This window comes from Vreelandella nanhaiensis (genome assembly GCF_003990185.1).
GTDB lineage: Bacteria > Pseudomonadota > Gammaproteobacteria > Pseudomonadales > Halomonadaceae > Vreelandella > Vreelandella nanhaiensis.
The window spans coordinates 251,011-269,246 of sequence record NZ_RZHF01000005.1 but is presented as its reverse complement, the minus strand read 5'-3'; the positions used below and the strand labels follow the sequence as shown (position 1 = coordinate 269,246).

Genomic DNA, 18,236 nt, shown 5'->3' with positions numbered 1-18,236 from the left:
CGACCCTGACCTTGTGAATGCCGCTGCTTGTGCAGCGGCATTTTTGTTTTTGAATGGGACGGCTATGCTGAACACAGGGCATGATCAACGGATAGGTAGGAGTGGCTATGCAACCGGTATTAGCTTTCGATGTGTACGGCACGCTGATTGATACCCAAGGGGTTACCACCGAGCTTGAACGTCGGCTTACTGATGTTTCCAAGGCAGGTGAGTTCGCTAAGCGCTGGCGGGAAAAGCAGCTGGAGTACAGCTTTCGCCATGGATTGATGAGCGCCTATGTTCTCTTTGAAGAATGTACTCGTGACGCTCTGGCGTTTACCAACCGTGCGCTACAGACGGGCCTTTCGGATAATGACTGTGATCATTTAATGGCCGTGTATGGTGAACTTCCGGCCTTTCCTGATGTGGTGCAGGCGCTGGATCAGTTACGTGATGCAGGCATCCGTTGCGTGGCTTTTTCAAACGGCACCTCGGATGCCGTATCGAAGCTACTCGCACGGGCAGGTGTAGAGAGCCATATGGATGAAGTGGTAAGCGTTGACGATATCAAGCGCTTCAAGCCTGACCCGGCTGTCTACGCATACCTGCGTAGCCGCCTGGAAACGCGCCCCGAGCAAACCTGGCTGGTTTCAAGCAATGCTTTTGATGTGATTGGCGCAACCCACGCCGGGTTGCGCAGCGCCTGGATACGACGCCACTCCGATGCGCCTTTTGACCCCTGGGGGGTTGAGCCTGATATGACGGTGCCTGACCTGGAAGCCTTGGCCGAACGTATTATTCGCTAGGTTGTTAACCTATAAGGACAAGCCGCATAATGACGCACGCTTAACGAACCAGGATGCGATCATGTCAGAGAAAATTTACTGCGTTGCAGGCTTTAAACCCAAACCGGGTAAAGAAGAAGCGGTGTTCAAGGCACTCCAGTCACTGGAGCCGAATACCCACCGTGAAGATGCCTGCATTCATTACACGGTAACGCGGCAGATCGACAATCCCTTCGCCCAGGGCACCAGCTACCCAATTGTATTTCATGAAATCTGGGCGAGCCGCGAAGAGTTTGAAGCCCACTGCCAGCGAAAGGAGATTCAGGACTTCTTTGCCAAGCACGTTGAATCACCTGATGGCGATATCGAAGACGCCAATGTATGCGTGTATACCGATGAGCCGTGGAATTTTGACGCGCCCAAGGTATAAGCCAAACGTGTAAAATGGGCCCACGACACCGATAGACGCGGAGCGAACATGACCGAAAAGAAGATGAACGTCGAAAGCTTTAACCTGGACCATACCAAGGTAAAAGCCCCCTACGTACGCCTGGCCGATATTAAACAGGGCCAGAACGGCGACCAGATTCATAAATACGATCTGCGTATCTGCCAACCGAACAAAGAACATATGGAGATGCCAGCGCTGCACTCCCTTGAGCATCTGATGGCTGAGCTTTCCCGCAACCATTCTGACAAGGTGGTCGATATCAGCCCCATGGGTTGCCAAACCGGCTTCTACATCGCGATGATTAATCACGATGACTACGACGATGTGCTGGCAATTATCGAACAAACGCTGAATGACGTGTTAGTCGCCACCGAAGTGCCCGCCTGCAACGAAATGCAGTGTGGCTGGGCCGCCAGCCACAGCCTGGAAGGCGCCCAGGCACTGGCCCGCGACCTGCTTGCCAAGCGCAACGAGTGGACGGAAGTGTTTGCTCAATAAGTAACTGAGCAAGCCTAAAACGCCTCCCAAGTGGAGGCGTTTTGTATTTAAGCAGGGTCAATCGTGAGTAATAAGCGCTTTTGGCCAAGACTTAACGAAGGGCTGCAATGGACGAGCGCGCTACGCTCGCTACCTTCCCAACCGCTGCCTTTGATAAGCGCGATATCGCCTGCTTTAAGCGTTTGGACAGCATCAGGGTTAAGCACTATTTCTGGTCGGTCAGGATGCGGGGCACCTAACCCATCGCGATTAACGGCCGCTTCGGGCAATTATTCACTACCGGGGCCTAGAAGTGAGATAAACCATAACTGCTTTTATGAATGCCGCTACCCTTGACAATTTTCAGTACGAGCCCCGGTCAAATCCCATGAGTAGTCGCCATTGCCCATGCCAGAAAAAGCGTATAGAGGTTTATTGACAGGTACCCGTATTGCTCCTATAAACACGCTATCATTCCTCACTTCAGGCGCTCATGTTCCTGCTCATCACGATTGCCACGCTTTCCATCGCACTATCTTTTTTATGTTCCATCCTTGAAGCGGCCTTGCTCTCCATTACGCCAAGCTATATCGCTAGGCTAAAAGAAGAGAAGCCAAAGCTGCATGCATCGCTTAATCAGCTTAAAACCAGCATTGACCGACCGCTGGCGGCGATACTGACGCTTAATACAATTGCTCATACTGTTGGTGCAACGGCGGTGGGGGCGCAAGCAGCAGTGGTATTCGGGGAAGCCTCAATTGCCATTGTATCTGCCGTCATGACGATGCTGATCCTGGTGTTTTCTGAAATTATTCCCAAGACGATTGGTGCCACCTACTGGCGCGGCTTAGCACCGTTTTTACCGCGTTTATTGAAGCCAATGATAGTGGGATTACTGCCGTTTATCTGGCTGTCGGAGCAGATTACGCGTCGGCTGGGCACTTCTGAGCATGATGTTGATCTGCGCGATGAAATCAAGGTGCTGGCGCGTGTAGGGCTTGAAGAGAAGGTGCTGGATGCCGATGAATCGCGCACTATCGTCAATATGCTTAACCTGCATGAAATTGCCGTAAGCCAAGCCATGACACCAAGAACAGTGTGCGTGACAGTGCCCCCTAACATGGACGTCAAGACGTTTGATCAGCAGTACGGTAAAGCGCCGTTTACGCGTTTCCCGGTTATGGATAACGGCGAAATGGCATTTGGCTATGTGCATAAAGCCGACATGTATCACGCCGATGATGCCAAGACCATGCGGGAGCTTATGCACCCCATTACCAGTGTCGATATCGCGCACAATGTAGAACATGTCTTTGCTTCAATGCTCAAGGACCATATGCACATGCGCGTTGTGTATGACGAGCATGGCACCTTTGTGGGCCTTATTACGCTTGAAGATATTATTGAAACCATTCTGGGTCAGGACATTATTGATGAAACCGATAGCGTGGCTAATTTGAGGCATTACGCTAGGCAGCGCTGGCTGACACGTATAAAGCATAAAGGTCCCAGACCCACCGCTTAGGTAGCAGTGCGCATGGATGGCTCAGAAGATCCATACGCACTGCCGTATAAGGGGAAAGAGAGTGGCGCGGGATAACGTTCGTAGTCTTAGCACTAAATGTTCTATAGTGAATTATCTACAGGTGGTTTAAGGTATTAAAAACATTAATCACCCGCGAAGGAGGCTCTATGTCATTACGTATCAATGCGGTCGTTCCCGATTTTGAAGCCCAAACCAGCCAAGGGCCAATCCAATTCCACGAGTGGATCGGCGATAGCTGGGCTATCTTGTTTTCACATCCCAAAGATTTTACCCCGGTCTGCACCACCGAATTTGGTGCTGTGGCCACGTTAAGTGACGAGTGGAAAAAGCGCGGCACTAAAGTAATTGGCGTGTCGGTAGATGGCGTTGAGGATCACAAGCGCTGGGCGGGCGATATCGCGAAGTACAGCGGTAGCGACGTTGATTTTCCGATCATTGCTGACGAAGGTCTTAAGGTTTCAAAGCTTTTTGACATGCTGCCTGAAGATGCTTACCTGCCAGATGGCCGCACGCCTGCTGACAGTGCCACTGTGCGCTCGGTCTTTATTATCGGCCCAGATAAGCAGCTTAAACTTTCCATGACCTACCCCATGACGGTAGGACGCAACTTTGCAGAAATTCTGCGTGCTCTCGATGCACTCCAGGCGACCGTTAAACACGGTATTGCAACGCCTGCTGATTGGACCGTTGGCCAAGACGTGATTATTCCGCCAAGCGTCTCAGATGATGATGCCAAGCAGAAATTTGGTGAGTTTGAAGCTGTGCTGCCATACTTGCGTAAAACGTCCCTGAAATAAGTGCTAAGTCACTGCGCATAGAAAAGCCCCGAGGTTAACAAAACCTTGGGGCTTTTTGATGAGGCTTGATAAAGCTTACGAAGCTTCTACTGCAAGCTATTCAACCGTGGCAGATACGCTACGCGCGCCCACTAAGATTTCGTTAACAATAATCTCCATTTCACCGACGCTTGCCTGGCTTGATTTGCCCTGTTCATCAGCACGAGCAGCTGCTACAGCCGCATTCAGTGACAACAACCTAAAAGCGCCCTTAATGACTAAGGGCGTTGGGTTATCTTGGCCCTAACGTTTAAGCCTGCACGTATTCCACCAGCGCCTGGGCAAACGTATCGGTAGTTCCTGTGCCGCCCATGTCCGGTGTGACCATATCGCGGCGGGTTTCCAGTACGCTACGGATGCCGCTGCGAATCGTGTCACCCTTTTCCGTCATGCTCAGGTGGTCAAGCATCTGTGCGGCGGCCAAGAGCAGGGCACAGGGGTTAGCGAGCTTTTTACCGGCAATATCCGGCGCTGAACCGTGAACTGCTTCAAAGATTGCAGCTTTTTCGCCAATGTTCGCTCCAGGTGCCAGGCCCAAACCGCCCACCAGACCAGCGCAAAGGTCTGAAAGGATGTCGCCAAACAGGTTGGTCGTGACCACCACATCAAACTGGTGCGGGTTCATCACCAGCTGCATGCAAGCGTTATCCACGATCATCTCCTGAAACTCGAGTTCGGGGTACTCCTTGGCTACTTCCCGTGCCACCTCCAGGAACAGTCCTGAGCTGGTCTTGATAATATTGGCCTTGTGTACCGCGGTTACCTTTTTGCGGCCATTGCTTCTGGCCAGCTCAAAGGCATAGCGCACAATCCGCTCAGAACCTTGTCGGGTCACCTTGATCACTGAGATGCCGGTATTGCCGTCGTCGATCATCTCCTGGCCATCGGAAAGATAGGCCCCTTCGGTATTTTCGCGCACGGTAATCATGTCGATACCTTCAAAACGCGACCGGGTGCCAGGAAAGCTGATTGCCGGGCGTACGTTGGCGTAAAGATCAAAGTGGCGGCGCAGTTGAACGTTGACGGAAGAAAAGCCTTTGCCAATAGGTGTGGTTAGCGGGCCCTTCAGGGCGATGCCGTGCTTCTCGATAGCATCAAGCGATCCTTGAGGAATCAAGGTGCCATGGTTTTCCAGAGCGACCAGACCCGCATCCACAAATGCATAGTCAAATCCGCATTTTAATGCATCAAGCACGCGCAGGGTGGCGTCCATGATTTCAGGCCCGATGCCATCGCCCTTGATCACTGCAATCGACTGACTCATGTATTGCTCCTCTGGTTAGGATGTTACTTGCCGGTGTCGCGGCCAGACGTATCAATAGGTCGCTACATTGGTGGCTTATGGTAAGTCATGGTGAAGCGCAAGATCACCTTAGCCTTGCCAAACGTCTAGCGTAACGGGTGCAACAGGCGTGCTTTACTGGTAGAATCCGCGCCTTGTTGGCCTGCAATTTAGCAATTTGTTGCCAGCGACAATCTAAAACACGTTTTCACGGCAAGGCATATACGCAATGAAACGCTCACAGGTAACCTCTGTACGACTGACTGTTGGGTTGATGACTCCACCCTAGGTAACATCCCTCCTTTAAAACGCCACAGCGCTGATGCGCTACCCCGGCGTTACGGCACTTTGCGACCGTAATTTGGCTACTGGCGCCTTGGGCGTCTTCACTATGTAGCGTATGACTTACGACCTGATTCTAATGGCGTGGCTTCTGCCTCTGTGCAGCGGCATTGGCGCGTCCTGTTCGACTTCAACCATGGACTCCCTGAATGGCACTTTTCAGCAAACATGAGTGGTTTTCCAATATTAAAGGCGACACGCTTTCGGGTCTGGTGGTCGCGTTGGCACTCATCCCCGAAGCAATTGCCTTCTCGATTATCGCCGGTGTTGATCCAAAGGTAGGTCTTTACGCCTCGTTCTGTATCGCGGTCATTATCGCCTTTACCGGCGGGCGGCCCGGGATGATTTCCGCAGCGACCGGTGCCATGGCGCTTTTAATGGTCACACTGGTGCGCGAGCACGGCCTTGAGTACCTGCTGGCCGCTACACTGTTAACCGGCGTATTCCAGATTATCGCCGGGTATTTAAAGCTTGCGGAGTTGATGCGCTTTGTCTCGCGCTCGGTGGTAACCGGGTTCGTGAACGCGCTGGCTATCCTTATCTTTATGGCCCAGCTGCCTGAGCTGACCAACGTTACCTGGCACGTGTATGCCATGACCCTGGCAGGCTTGGGTATTATTTACCTGTTCCCCTACCTGCCCGTTATCGGCAAGTCGATCCCTTCGCCGCTGGTGTGCATTGTGGTGTTAACCATTGTGTATATGGTCAGCGGTATGGATATTCGCACCGTGGGTGATATGGGCGAGCTTCCAGATACGCTGCCGGTTTTCTTGTGGCCAGATGTCCCTCTCAATCTTGAAACGCTGATGATCATTCTGCCTTACGCATTGATGCTATGCGTTGTGGGTCTTTTGGAATCCATGATGACAGCGACGATTGTGGATGATTTGACCGACACGCAGAGCGATAAAAACCGCGAATGTAAAGGCCAGGGGCTTGCCAATATCGGCGCTGGCCTGATGGGCGGCATGGCGGGCTGTGCGATGATTGGCCAGTCGGTGATCAATATTAAATCTGGCGGCCGCACGCGCCTTTCGACGCTGATTGCAGGAGTTGTACTGCTGTTGATGGTGGTGTTTCTTTCTGACTGGGTATCGCAAATCCCCATGGCGGCGCTGGTGGCGGTCATGATTATGGTATCGATTGGTACCTTTAGCTGGGAGTCGATTCGGGATCTGAAAAAACACCCCTTGAGCACCAACATTGTCATGCTGGCAACCGTTGCGGTAACGGTGAGTACGCACAACCTGGCACTTGGTGTATTTGTGGGGGTGCTGTTGGCGGCAATGTTCTTTGCCAACAAGGTTGGCAATATCATGGTTATCGACTCTACTGAAATTAAGGCAGGTAAGGAGCGCGAGTATCAGGTGATAGGACAGGTATTTTTTGCTTCTTCCCAGCGTTTTATGGCCGCCTTTGATTTCAAGGAGAGCCTCGATAAGGTCACGATCAATCTATCCAGGGCGCACTTTTGGGATGTTACTGCCGTACAGTCCCTTGATCGCGTGGTGATCAAATTCCGCCGCGAAGGCACTGAGGTTGAGCTGGTGGGATTAAGCGAAGCCAGTGCTACGGTAGTCGACCGCTACGCGGTGCATAACGACCCTAAAGCGGTTGAAAAGCTGATGGGTGACCACTGATATCCGGTAAGGAGAGCAGCATGACTGAGCACGTAGTCGCCGCGATTGACGGCTCCCGGTTTTCAGAAGGCGTATGTGATTACGCCGCCTGGGCAAGCCTTGCGTTAGAGGCACCGCTGACCTTTGTGCATGTGGTGGATAACCATTCGGCCGTGCCGGGTGAGCAGAACCTGTCAGGTAACCTACATTTTGGTGCCCGCGAACACCTGATGGAAGAGCTCTCCACGCTGGATGAACAGCGTGCCAAGGTGAACCGGGAACAGGGTCGGTTAATGCTGGAAGCCGCCCAGAAGAGGGCTGTTGAGGGTGGCGTGAGCGCTCCCCTTACACGTCAACTGAACGGCACGCTGGTAGAAACGCTGATAGATATCGAAGAGGACGTTCGCCTGCTGGTAATGGGCAAACGTGGCGAAACCGCCCATCGTGCCAGTGATCATTTAGGCGCGAACCTAGAGCGTGTCGTGCGCGAAATGCATCGTCCTATCCTCATGGTACCGCCAACCTTCAAGCGTCCTGAAAAGATCCTGATCGCTTTCGATGGCAGTAAAACCGCCCGCAAAGGGGTGGATATGCTGGCTCGTTCATCGCTGTTTAAAGGCATTGAGTGCCATGTATTGGTTGTTGGCGCAGACACCTCTGAGCATCACTTGGAACTTGGCTGGGCGTTGGGCGCTCTGCGTAATGCAGGCCATCGGGTAGAGGGCGGTATCCGCGCTGGCAAGGTAGATGAAACGCTGCAGGCCTATGCAGCACAGCATGATATCGACCTGCTGGTGATGGGGGCTTATGGGCATTCACGTATCCGCCACCTGTTGATCGGAAGCACCACCACAACCATGCTGCGCGGAAGTCACATACCGGTACTGATCTTGCGCTAATCGGCACCAAACCACTGAGGAAGCCGTCTCGCTAACGGTTGCGGGGCGGCTTTTGCGTTTAAGCGCGGTCAGGGAGCAGCGTTTTAGGCACCCAGCGAAGATAAACAATCATCCCGAAAAGCTCGACCAGCGATTGAAAGACAATCACCACGACAGTCGCCTGCCACGCTTCGGGAAGAGTAAGGGCGATGGGCAGCATCACAAACGAGTTGCGCGTGCCAAAACTGAAGGCCAGCGTTCTGGCACTGGCAACAGGGAGCCTGAACAGTTTGCCCAACAGCTTCCCCAGCCATCCTGCAAACACCAGAAACCCCACAAAGATAAGCACTACCTGGGCCATCACTTGATAAAGCCCGTTCAGACTATTGACCTGTGAAGCTGCGATGATAAAGACCACCAGCGCAAGCAGCGGCACGGGCAGTAGACCCAAATGGTCGGTAGCAGCCTTGATGCGTGGTTGCCGGGTAGCTGCGTACTCGGTCAGCCCGGCCAGTGCCAAGGGAAGGAGGATAAGGCCTACAAAGGCGCCCAGCAGCGGTGCAGAAAGTGTCAGTTGAAACCACTCGGCTCCCAAGAACAGCCACAGATAAACGGGCAGGGCGAGCATTTGTACCAGCAGCAGAAGTGGGGCGGCGGCAACGGCCAAGGACGCACTGCCCTTGCCCAAGTGGGTAAAACTGATAAACCAGTCGGTGCAGGGCACCAGCAGAACCAGTAATACGCCGGCCAATACCGCCGGTGAAAGCGGCAGCCAAAGTACGCAAAGGGCTAGAAAAGCCGGAATGGCTATAAAGTTACCCACAAGCAGCGCCGCGATAAAACGACCATCGGAAACACTGCGGGCCACGCCCAGCAGGGGGATCTGGGTAAAGGTGGTGTACAGCAACAAGCCCAATAACGGCCACATCAGCTGTTCAAATGTCTGGGCAAAGGCTGGCTTGAGAATGCCCAGAACCAGCCCCAGGCCAACGCAAGCTAAATATAGCCAGCACTGGTGTTTTTCTAACTGCTCGCGCATGTCATGACTCTTCAGCGGGGTAGAGGGTTGCGTGGACGCGCCAGGCGCACACCGGCCATGGCTGCCAATAGCCACAGCGACACGCTCACCAGCACGTATAAAAGCCCTGGCCACGCCTGGCCAAGGGTAATGAAGTGCAGAGTTTCCAGGCTAAACACCGAGAAGGTCGTAAACCCTCCGCAAAAACCAGCGACCAGAAACGAATGCCAGCGGGCAGGTTTACCGTGAGGTGTGTGCAGTGCCGTAACCGCTGTCCAGCCAATCAAGCCAGAGCCTATCACGTTCACAATTAGCGTGCCCCAGGGGAAATAGCTGCCCAGCACTGCCTGGGAAATAAGCGAGACAGCGTAGCGCAGCAGGCTGCCCAAACCGCTGCCCAGGCCCACGGCCAGATAGGTTTTCCAGGCGCTCATGCGTGGCCCCCTGCCAATAGCCAGCCTAGCGAGACCATGCTTATGCCCAATAATAGTGTGGCACTTATATTGAACGCGGCACGTCCCGCCTGGCCGCTTTGCCAGAGTTCAAGGGTTTGCAAGCTGAACGAGGAAACCGTGGTATAGCCGCCCAACAGGCCGACGACCGTGAAGAGCCATAAAGGGGTAGGGGCGCTGGGTAAGCCTAGGCTGCCGAGCAGCCATCCCGCTAGAAAAGCACCGCTGGTATTAACCGCGAGGGTTCCCCAGGGAAACGCCTTGCCTAAAAAACGGGCCATAAGATTGGAGATGGCGAATCGGACCATCCCTCCGAGCGCGCCGCCAAGCGCGACCAGCAATATACCTACTACTCCGTGCCCCATGTGTGCCTTGTAGCCGCCTAGTGGGTAGGCGGCTAATTCTAGCATAGGCACTGAATCAACTAGACAGTAAGCGCGCCTTCCTGAAGGGTTGACGTTGCCTGGTTAGAGGAGCCTGAGATCAGGTTGATCCCTGAGATCAGCGCTTTTAGAGAGGCACTCACGGTGTCGCTATCCTCAGCAAAAGCGCAAATACGCTGGCCGTCTATGTTTAGCTGCACAAAGGCAATGGCATTGGCTTCACTGTCACCACCTAGCGAGTGCTCGCTGTAATCGATAATACCGATCTTGACGCCCGAGTGCTTCTGCCAGGCATCGGTAAATGCGGACATGGCACCATTGCCGGAGCCGGACAGGCGCAGGGTTTCGCTACCGTGCCACAGGGTGACTTCAAGGCCTTCGCGCTGCCCTTTGGATAGCTGGTAATCCGCCAGTGACAGTGGTGCTTCCTGAGTGAAGTTATCCACCATCACTTGGCGAACCATCTGGCTTGAAAGCTCGCTTGCGCGTTTTTCACTCTCTTTTTGGACAAAGGGGGCGAGTGCTAGCATCATCCAGCGCGGCAGGTTGATGCCGTAGTCGCGCTCAAGCAAAAAGGCCATGCCGCCCTTGCCGGATTGACTGTTAACTCGAATTACCGCCTGGTAGTCGCGGCCAATATCGTGCGGGTCGATGGGCAGGTAAGCCACTTGCCAGGGCTCATCGGGCTTCTGGTGCTTGAGGGATTTACGAATCGCATCCTGATGGCTACCCGAGAAGGCGGTATATACCATCTCGCCCACCCAGGGGTGGCGCGGGTGAATGGCAATGCCGGTACACTCGTGAACCACTTGAATGATTTCATCGGGGTTGGAGAGATCAAGCTTAGGGTCAATGCCCTGGCTGTACAAGTTCATGGCCAGCGTCACGATATCCATGTTGCCGGTACGCTCGCCGTTGCCTAAAAGCGTGCCTTCTACGCGGTCTGCACCGGCAAGCAAAGCAAGCTCTGCCGATGCCACGGCGCCGCCGCGATCGTTATGGGTATGCACCGAAATAATCACGCTATCGCGACGGCTGATATGCTGGCAGAAGTATTCGATCTGGTCGGCATGATGATGGGGGCCGGCCACTTCTACTGTTGTGGGCAGGTTGAGAATGCACTTGTTCTCAGGCGTTGGCTGCCAGACATCCATGACCGCTTCGCAAATGGCCAGCGAGAAGTCGATTTCGGTGCTTGAAAAACTTTCCGGCGAGTACTGAAAGCGCCAGGCCACGTCCGGATAGCGTTCGGCATACTGCTTCACCCAGGTCGCGCCCTGTACGGCGATCTGGGTAATACCGTCGCGGTCCATTTCAAACACCCGCTCGCGCTGAATGGTCGAGGTCGAGTTGTATAAATGGATGATGGCGCGCTTGGCGCCTACCAGCGACTCAAAGGTTTTTTCGATCAGATGCTCGCGGCACTGCACCAGCACTGCGATGGTTACGTCCTCAGGGATCTGGTTTTCCTCGATCAACCAGCGCACAAAATCATAGTCGGGTTGGCTCGCTGAAGGAAAACCGACCATCACTTCCTTGATGCCCACCTTGATGATCTGATGCCAGAAGCGCTGCTTTTGCTCAACGGTCATCGGTTCCAGCAGTGCCTGATTGCCGTCGCGAAGGTCTTCACTCACCCAGATCGGCGCACGATCAAGGTCACGGTCAGGCCATTGACGGTTAAACGCAGGAACGCGAGGGGCTGGACGGTATTTACGATGATCAAAAGCAGACATGGTGAAATTCCTAAGGGTTAATGACTTGGAAATGTGGCCGCTTGTGGCGTAGGCCGTGGCTCATTAATACACGCTCATCAGTGCAGACTTATCGATGCGAACTCTCTGTGAAGAGCAAGACACGGAATCGCTAACTACTTTTGGCAGTTTCACTAGTGTAACGGGTTTGTGGCGCTAGGTTATTGCTTAAAACAGATAAAAATGACATTAATTGGCAGAATATATTAAGAAACATATAATTTTTAGCAGAGGCTGCTTGTTATGTCGGTAACGCCATTGATACTTGATCGTTTTGATCGACAAATCCTTACCATTTTGCAGCAAGAGGGGCGGATCAGTAATCAGGAGTTGGCGGACCGAATAGGCCTTTCCGCCTCGCCCTGCTTAAGGCGCGTTCGCACGCTGGAAGAGCATGGCCTGATCATGCAGTATCGCGCAGAAGTGGATGCCCGCCAGCTGGGCTATCAGCTCATGGTACTGCTACATATCGCCATGGACCAGCATACCTCCGAGCGGTTTGAAAATTTTGAACGCCATATCCGCCAGATTCCCAATGTGATTGAGTGCTTGATCATTACCGGCCAGGCCGCCGACTTCCAACTGAAGATTCTGGTGCGTGACATGGATGACTATCAGCATCTGCTGCTGCATGTCATCAACCGTATTGAAGGGGTGACAGGCGCGCACACCAGCTTTGTGCTGCGTCGGGTTTTTGAGCATCGCCCGGTACCCACCGAGTATTGAGCAGTAAAGCATGGTCAGCCTCTGGCTAGCCGTTTACACTGCCTTTTTTGAATTTTTTAGTGGAGTGTCCCATGACAATTGAACGTCACGATACCAAAGCCCGTATGAGCCGTGCCGTTATTCACCAAGGCGTTGCCTACCTGTGTGGCCAGGTAGCCGGGCCAGACGCGCGAAACGGTGATATCACCGAGCAGACCCAGAGCATGCTGGCCCGGGTGGACGCGCTTTTAAAAGAGATTGGCTCAAGCCGTGAGCAGCTGCTGAGTGCCACCATTTATTTAAAAGACGGCAGTGATTTTGCTGCCATGAACGAGGTATGGGACGCCTGGGTACCTGAAGGCTATGCGCCAGCACGCACCTGCGTTTGCGCGCCGATGCCGGCTGACGAACTGAAAGTGGAAATTACCGTCACTACCGCCGTCTCGGCGTAAGTGGTTATTGGCCGGGGGCGTCTAGAGGAAACCGGGTGTCCCGCAGGCTGTCCTTGATCTTTTTCAGGTGTGGCAAAAAGTCCTCCCCGCGGCGCAGCGTGACCCCAGTCGCCAAGGCATCTATCAAGGTGAGCTGAATCACTCTAGAGGTCATCGGCATATAGTGGTCGGTATCTTCTGGAGTGGCGACGTCAAGTGTGGCGCTGCATTCATTGGCGAGCGGTGAGGCGGGGGCGGTAATCCCCAGCACTACGGCGCCTGCCTCGCGGGCGACCCGTGCGATATCTACCAGCTCGCGGGTGCGCCCGGTGTAGGAAATGATCACGACCACATCTCCGGTATGGCAGGCAGCAGCCACCATGCGCTGCATCAGCACATCAATGTATGCCATCACCGGAAGGTTGAAGCGGAAAAACTTGTGTTGGGCATCCTGGGCCACGGCCCCTGACGCGCCTAGGCCAAAAAAGTGGATCTGTTTGGCCTGGGTAAGGTAGTCCACCATGCGTTCAACGGCGGCCATGTCGATATCGCGTTGTGCTTCATCAAGTGCGGCAATAGTGGCGCCAAAAATTTTGTGCGTATACTGGGTGGCCGTATCGCCCGGTTCCACCGCACGGGTGACGTAAGGTGTTCCACCCGCCAGGCTTTGAGCAAGCTTGATTTTGAAATCAGGATAACCCTTGGCGCCAAAGTTGCGGCAAAACCGGTTGACGGTGGGCTCACTGACCGAGGCCGCCTGGGCTAGGCTTGCAATGCTTAAGCTGGTAGCCGCTGCCGGGTCGCTTAAAATCACGTTAGCGACTTTGCGCTCGGAGCGATTCAACTCTTCCAGGCGTTCACGTAAGCGGTCAAGCAAGTCATGCGCCATTAAACAAGCTCCATGGCCGTTAGTGGGGGAGGCGTCGATGCCCTGTTATTACACCATGCCACAAAGTCATCGGCAGGCAGTGGTCGGGCATAATAGTAACCTTGTGCGGCTTCGCAACCAATAGAATGTAGATAGGCCGCTTGGGAAGCGGTCTCGATTCCTTCCGCTACGACGTCGCAACCTACGGCATGCGCTAGTTGGGTAATCATGTTGGCAAGCTGACGGTCAACAGGGCTTTTGTCGATATCCATTACAAACGCGCGATCAATCTTGAGCGTCGAAAAAGGCAGTGTTTGTATATAAGCGAGCGATGAATGCCCGGTTCCAAAGTCATCAATGGCCACCGCCACGTTCATCTTGGCAAGCTGGGCCAGCTGGATGCGTGCATTTTGCATATCGCTCAGCAACCCTGATTCGGTCACCTCCAAGGCGAAAAAACGTTCGGGAATTCCATAGGCTGCCAAGCGGCCAAGCAGTTTCTGGGCAAAATCCTTTCGCGTTAGCTGACGTGCAGCCACGTTCACCGCAACGTGAAAGCGGTCGTTGAGTACTCCCTGCCGCCGCCATGCCACGATATGCCGCATGGTTTCTTCAAGTACCCAGTCGCCAATGGCTAGAATATCTCCACTGGCTTCAGCAAGCGGAATGAAGTCGCCCGGTGAGATATGGCCAAGCTCTGGGTGGTGCCAGCGTAGGAGAGCTTCTGCGCCAATAATTTCTTGCGTAGTCAGGGATATTTTAGGCTGAAATACCAGCGACATCTCACCACGCTGGGTGGCGCCGCGAATAGCCTGTTGCACATTAAGCCGGTGGCGTTGCTGAGCCTCCAGCGTTGCGTTGTAGCTCTGGATGCGTTGGGGGCAATTTTTTTGCGGCAGTGCCAACGCCGCCATATGTACAAGGCGTTCTATATTAAAGAATTCTGTGGTCCAGCTAATGCCGATACGTGCGTTCAAGGGGATTAGAAGATCGCCCAGCACCTGATCCTGTTCAAAAGAGCCTAGTAACTGTGCGGCCAGTCGTTCCAGTGTCGGCTGGTCGGTACATTGGGTAATAGCTAGAAGCTCGCTTCCGCCCCACAGACCAAGGACGCTACCGCTATCCAGCTGTGAGTAAAGCGTTTGACTGATATGCCTGACGAGCTGATCGGTAATGCCATACCCATGCAGGCGGACCGCTTCATCCAAGTGGTCAAGGGCAATAAACAGAAGCCCTGTGGCTGAATTTCCAATTGATGCTTCACGCAGGGTTTGCATCAGGCCACGGCGATTGGGGAGTTGGGTAATGGGGTCGGTACGTGACTGGTGATTCAACTGCTGGGTGCGTTTGGCCACCATGCGCTCTAGCGTTTCAGCCTGCTGGTCGCGCACCTGGTAGCGGTGCTCAAGGCGCAGCGTATTATGAATACGCTGCAGTACCTCTTCGTGAAGGAAAGGCTTGGTGATAAAGTCGCGCACGCCCATGTTAAGTGCGCGATGGCGTGTCTCATCATCAATTTGAGCGGTTAGCACAATGGTCGGCGGCATCTGGTGCAAAAAATGTTGCTGCAACTGATCGATAATGGCGTAGCCATCCAGGAAGGGCATGCGAATATCCAGCAGCAGCAAGTCTGGCTTCTGCTTTGCGCATTGGGCAAGGACTTGGCGTGGGTCGCTAATACCGTACACATGGGTAAAACCGTGATCAGCCAAAAGGTCCATAAGCAGCTCTACATTGGCTGCATTGTCGTCCACCACTAGCACATGCTTACTGGCTAGATTCATGGCGATTTCCTCGGCGCTAAATTGATAAATTTGGTCAGTGTGGCGGTGAGTCTGTCAATATCCAGCGGCTTGGTAAGATAGGCGTCAAAGCCCGCTGCAAGGCCATGTTTTATATCCCGCTCCATGGCATTGGCAGACAGGGCAATGATATAAATGCCGCGCAGTTGCGCATCTTTTTGAATGATATCCAGCGCCTGGAAACCGTTCATGCCGGGTAAGTGAATATCCATCAGGATCGCATCAGGCACCGAATGGCGCATCATCTCCAGGCCGGTTTCAGCGCTGGGTGCAATCAGCAGCCTAAGTTCATCGATATCCTCGATGATATCTTCCATAAGCCGCTGATTGGCGGGATTGTCTTCAATGTATAGCAAGTTGAAAACGCGTTGATTATCAAAGTCAAAACTGACGCTGTCTGACCCATGACGCGCGTTGGAGACTTCTTCCATATCGGCCATTGGCAGGGTAAACCAGAACGTGGCGCCTTGGCCTGGTTTGCTATCAACACCAATTTGGCCGTTCATGCGCTCAATTAGCTGGCGCGTAATCGCCAAACCTATCCCGGTTCCTTCGACGGCACCATATTCCGCATCCAGACGGTTAAAGGGTTCAAACAATTCATGGTGGCGTTCAGGCGCGATCCCAAAACCGGTGTCAGTGATGTTAATGCGTATTTCGCTGCCCTGTTGCTCGGCGCAAATGATGATTTTGCCCTTCGGACTATTGTATTTAATGGCGTTGGAAAGCAGGTTTAAAAGCACCTGCTTGGTGCGTGTATAGTCAGCGGCTACATGCCAAGGAGTTGATGAGGGCGTGCGGACCAGCTCAATGCCCGCTGCTTCCATATTGGCTTCTAACGTCTGGCAGGCATCGTCCAGCACATTCTCAAGCCGCAGTGGTTCAATGGAAAGAGCCATTTGGCCTGCTTCTATTCTAGCCAGATCAAGTATCTCGTTAATCAGGCACAGCAAGTGTTGGCCACTTTTTTCAATCTGGTTGACTTGGCGCTGCTGCTTGTTGCTCAACGGCTCCCGGCGCCCTTTGCCGAGCAGCTGTGCAAATCCGATAATGGCGTTAAGCGGCGTTCGCAGCTCGTGGCTCATCGAAGAGAGAAACTCGCTTTTGGACTTGTTGGCCTTTTCTGCTTGGTCACGAGCAGCGCCCAGCTCGGTCATTACCTGCTCGCGTTCGGCCATTTGACGGTAAAGGTTGATCAGCAGGGCGCAGGTGGCGGTAAACGGTTGTAGCCAGTCCAGCAACGTTTGATTCAGGGGCTGCTTGCTGTTGGCAATTGCATACATGCCGATCAGCTGTTCGCCATTGAAAATCGGTACGCCGAGGTAGTTGTCTATACGAGGATGTCCCGGAGGAAAACCGCCGCGCTGGGGGTGGGTGAGTACGTCGCCGGTCATGACGACTTCGCCAAAAGCAAATACCCGACCCAGCAGCGAATTGGGGTTCGTCAGCTTCATGTCGCCACTGCGCAGGCGCTCCATCAAGTAACGCGATTCATCGTTCCAGGAGAGATCGGTAATAGCGTGGACTTTAAGTGTATTAGTAGTGGTAGAAGGCAATACCTCTCCAATCAATGCATAATCGCTGTCGGTTAGCTCGCGTAGCGCCTCCATCAAGAAGGTCCATAAGCGTTCACCAGACATCAATGCCTGATAGTCCGTTATTCCTTGATGTAGCACCTTAAGCAGGCTTTGCTCTTTATGAATGCGCTCGTTGGCCGCATGGATATCACTTAAATTCGTCAAAGTGCCTAAAAACTCAACTACTTCCCCTTGGTCATTGGGTATAGCGCTGATGGCAAGATGTACTGGAACACAGTGCCCGTCTTTGTGCTGCGCATCTACTTCCCGGCCGCGCCCGATTACGGTGGGTTCACCACCGGCCAGATAGCGGGCGATAAAGGCATTATGGCGCACTGCAATATTTGGCGGTGTGAGTATGGAAACATTCTTTCCAATAAGTTCGGCTTCGGTGTAGCCCAAAAGCTGAAGGGCAAAGGGGTTAATGGCAATGATGTTACCGGAGCGGTCGATACGTACCTTGCCAGTAGCACTTTGAGTAAAAAGCGCTTCAAAACGCCGAGCCGTACTGGTGAGCGACTCTTTTAGCGTGTGCTGGCGCAGCAGTTCTTCAACCTGTTGGGCAAGCCCTTTAAGTATACGCTGCTCGCGAGCTGAGAAGCTCCGTGGCTGCTGATCAATAATGCAGAGCGTGCCAATCGGCAGATCGTCTTCTAAGCGTAGGGGGTGTCCTGCATAGAAGCGGATAAACGGACCGTCGTTAACGAGCGGATTGGCGTTAAAGCGCGCATCCTTTTGGGTATCTTCAACAATTAAAGGAGCGTTTTGAGTAACAGCGTGAGCGCAAAAGGAGACGCTGCGAGAGGTTTCGCAGGCATTCAGGCCTTGGCGAGATTTAAACCATTGGCGATCCTTGTCTACCAGCGAGACAAGGGCAATGGGAACGTCGAAAATTTCACGTGCCAGCTGGGTAATACGATCAAACGATTTTTCAAGTGGGGTATCTAGAATGTTCAGAGCATACAATGCCGCGAGGCGTTGTGCTTCGTTATGAGGCTTGTCAGCGGCTTGCATCGGGTTTCCAAATGAAAAATAAGTATATTAACTTATC

At 53.4% G+C, this 18,236-nt stretch carries 18 protein-coding genes; 9 read left to right on the top strand and 9 right to left on the bottom strand.

What is annotated here, in order from left to right:
• The first annotated feature begins 107 nt into the window (after window positions 1-107).
• The 3 genes from ELY38_RS04875 (at window position 108) to ELY38_RS04865 (ending at window position 1,713) form a co-directional block, all read left to right on the top strand.
• Complete coding sequence (locus ELY38_RS04875) at window positions 108-785, top strand: haloacid dehalogenase type II (protein WP_127060373.1); 678 nt, start codon at window positions 108-110, stop codon at window positions 783-785.
• Between the two features lie 61 nt (window positions 786-846).
• Complete coding sequence (locus ELY38_RS04870) at window positions 847-1,194, top strand: putative quinol monooxygenase (protein WP_126951146.1); 348 nt, start codon at window positions 847-849, stop codon at window positions 1,192-1,194.
• 48 nt (window positions 1,195-1,242) lie between these two features.
• Window positions 1,243-1,713: an S-ribosylhomocysteine lyase gene (locus tag ELY38_RS04865; protein ID WP_127060372.1), complete on the top strand. Its 471-nt coding sequence runs from the start codon at window positions 1,243-1,245 to the stop codon at window positions 1,711-1,713.
• A gap of 47 nt (window positions 1,714-1,760) precedes the next feature.
• Here ELY38_RS04865 and ELY38_RS04860 read toward each other — a convergent pair whose 3' ends face one another.
• Window positions 1,761-1,982, bottom strand: coding sequence for a DUF1826 domain-containing protein (locus tag ELY38_RS04860; RefSeq protein ID WP_340148031.1), 222 nt, complete (start codon window positions 1,980-1,982; stop codon window positions 1,761-1,763).
• Between the two features lie 203 nt (window positions 1,983-2,185).
• On the opposite strand from ELY38_RS04860, the gene ELY38_RS04855 reads away from it, so the two are divergent.
• Both ELY38_RS04855 and ELY38_RS04850 read left to right on the top strand, forming a co-directional pair.
• Window positions 2,186-3,217 carry a CNNM domain-containing protein gene (locus ELY38_RS04855; protein ID WP_127060371.1) on the top strand — a complete coding sequence of 344 codons (1,032 nt, stop codon included), beginning with the start codon at window positions 2,186-2,188 and terminating at the stop codon, window positions 3,215-3,217.
• Window positions 3,218-3,384: 167 nt separating this feature from the next.
• Window positions 3,385-4,035: a peroxiredoxin gene (locus ELY38_RS04850; RefSeq protein ID WP_127060370.1), complete on the top strand. Its 651-nt coding sequence runs from the start codon at window positions 3,385-3,387 to the stop codon at window positions 4,033-4,035.
• A gap of 289 nt (window positions 4,036-4,324) precedes the next feature.
• Here ELY38_RS04850 and ELY38_RS04845 read toward each other — a convergent pair whose 3' ends face one another.
• Entirely contained in the window at window positions 4,325-5,338 is a 1,014-nt protein-coding gene (locus tag ELY38_RS04845; RefSeq protein WP_127060369.1) for an isocitrate dehydrogenase, read from the bottom strand.
• A gap of 509 nt (window positions 5,339-5,847) precedes the next feature.
• Between ELY38_RS04845 and ELY38_RS04840 the strand changes: the two genes are divergently transcribed.
• Window positions 5,848-7,338 (top strand): SulP family inorganic anion transporter, encoded by a 1,491-nt coding sequence (locus ELY38_RS04840; RefSeq protein WP_127060368.1) that lies wholly within the window; start codon window positions 5,848-5,850, stop codon window positions 7,336-7,338.
• A 20-nt stretch (window positions 7,339-7,358) separates the two neighbouring features.
• Window positions 7,359-8,216 (top strand): universal stress protein, encoded by an 858-nt coding sequence (locus ELY38_RS04835; RefSeq protein WP_127060367.1) that lies wholly within the window; start codon window positions 7,359-7,361, stop codon window positions 8,214-8,216.
• A 58-nt stretch (window positions 8,217-8,274) separates the two neighbouring features.
• On the opposite strand, the gene ELY38_RS04830 is transcribed toward ELY38_RS04835, so the two are convergent.
• The 4 genes from ELY38_RS04830 to ELY38_RS04815 are packed head-to-tail and all read right to left on the bottom strand — an operon-like array spanning window position 8,275 to window position 11,784.
• Window positions 8,275-9,234: an arsenic resistance protein gene (locus ELY38_RS04830; RefSeq protein ID WP_127060366.1), complete on the bottom strand. Its 960-nt coding sequence runs from the start codon at window positions 9,232-9,234 to the stop codon at window positions 8,275-8,277.
• An 11-nt stretch (window positions 9,235-9,245) separates the two neighbouring features.
• Window positions 9,246-9,647 carry a fluoride efflux transporter CrcB gene (gene crcB, locus ELY38_RS04825; protein WP_127060365.1) on the bottom strand — a complete coding sequence of 134 codons (402 nt, stop codon included), beginning with the start codon at window positions 9,645-9,647 and terminating at the stop codon, window positions 9,246-9,248.
• Window positions 9,644-10,030: a fluoride efflux transporter CrcB gene (gene crcB, locus ELY38_RS04820; RefSeq protein WP_127060459.1), complete on the bottom strand. Its 387-nt coding sequence runs from the start codon at window positions 10,028-10,030 to the stop codon at window positions 9,644-9,646. The genes crcB (ELY38_RS04825) and crcB (ELY38_RS04820) overlap by 4 nt, the downstream gene beginning before the upstream one ends.
• 59 nt (window positions 10,031-10,089) lie before the next feature.
• Window positions 10,090-11,784 carry a 2-isopropylmalate synthase gene (locus tag ELY38_RS04815; protein ID WP_127060364.1) on the bottom strand — a complete coding sequence of 565 codons (1,695 nt, stop codon included), beginning with the start codon at window positions 11,782-11,784 and terminating at the stop codon, window positions 10,090-10,092.
• A 261-nt stretch (window positions 11,785-12,045) separates the two neighbouring features.
• Between ELY38_RS04815 and ELY38_RS04810 the strand changes: the two genes are divergently transcribed.
• A complete protein-coding gene (locus ELY38_RS04810) occupies window positions 12,046-12,528 on the top strand; it encodes an Lrp/AsnC family transcriptional regulator (protein ID WP_127060363.1) in 483 nt (160 codons plus the stop codon).
• 71 nt (window positions 12,529-12,599) lie between these two features.
• Window positions 12,600-12,959: a RidA family protein gene (locus ELY38_RS04805; RefSeq protein WP_126951160.1), complete on the top strand. Its 360-nt coding sequence runs from the start codon at window positions 12,600-12,602 to the stop codon at window positions 12,957-12,959.
• 4 nt (window positions 12,960-12,963) lie between these two features.
• Here ELY38_RS04805 and ELY38_RS04800 read toward each other — a convergent pair whose 3' ends face one another.
• The 3 genes from ELY38_RS04800 to ELY38_RS04790 are packed head-to-tail and all read right to left on the bottom strand — an operon-like array spanning window position 12,964 to window position 18,199.
• Window positions 12,964-13,827 (bottom strand): MurR/RpiR family transcriptional regulator, encoded by an 864-nt coding sequence (locus ELY38_RS04800; RefSeq protein ID WP_127060362.1) that lies wholly within the window; start codon window positions 13,825-13,827, stop codon window positions 12,964-12,966.
• Window positions 13,827-15,590: an EAL domain-containing response regulator gene (locus ELY38_RS04795; protein WP_127060361.1), complete on the bottom strand. Its 1,764-nt coding sequence runs from the start codon at window positions 15,588-15,590 to the stop codon at window positions 13,827-13,829. Before ELY38_RS04795 ends, ELY38_RS04800 begins: the two co-directional genes overlap by 1 nt.
• Window positions 15,587-18,199, bottom strand: coding sequence for a GAF domain-containing protein (locus ELY38_RS04790; protein WP_127060360.1), 2,613 nt, complete (start codon window positions 18,197-18,199; stop codon window positions 15,587-15,589). The genes ELY38_RS04795 and ELY38_RS04790 overlap by 4 nt, the downstream gene beginning before the upstream one ends.
• Window positions 18,200-18,236 lie beyond the last annotated feature (37 nt).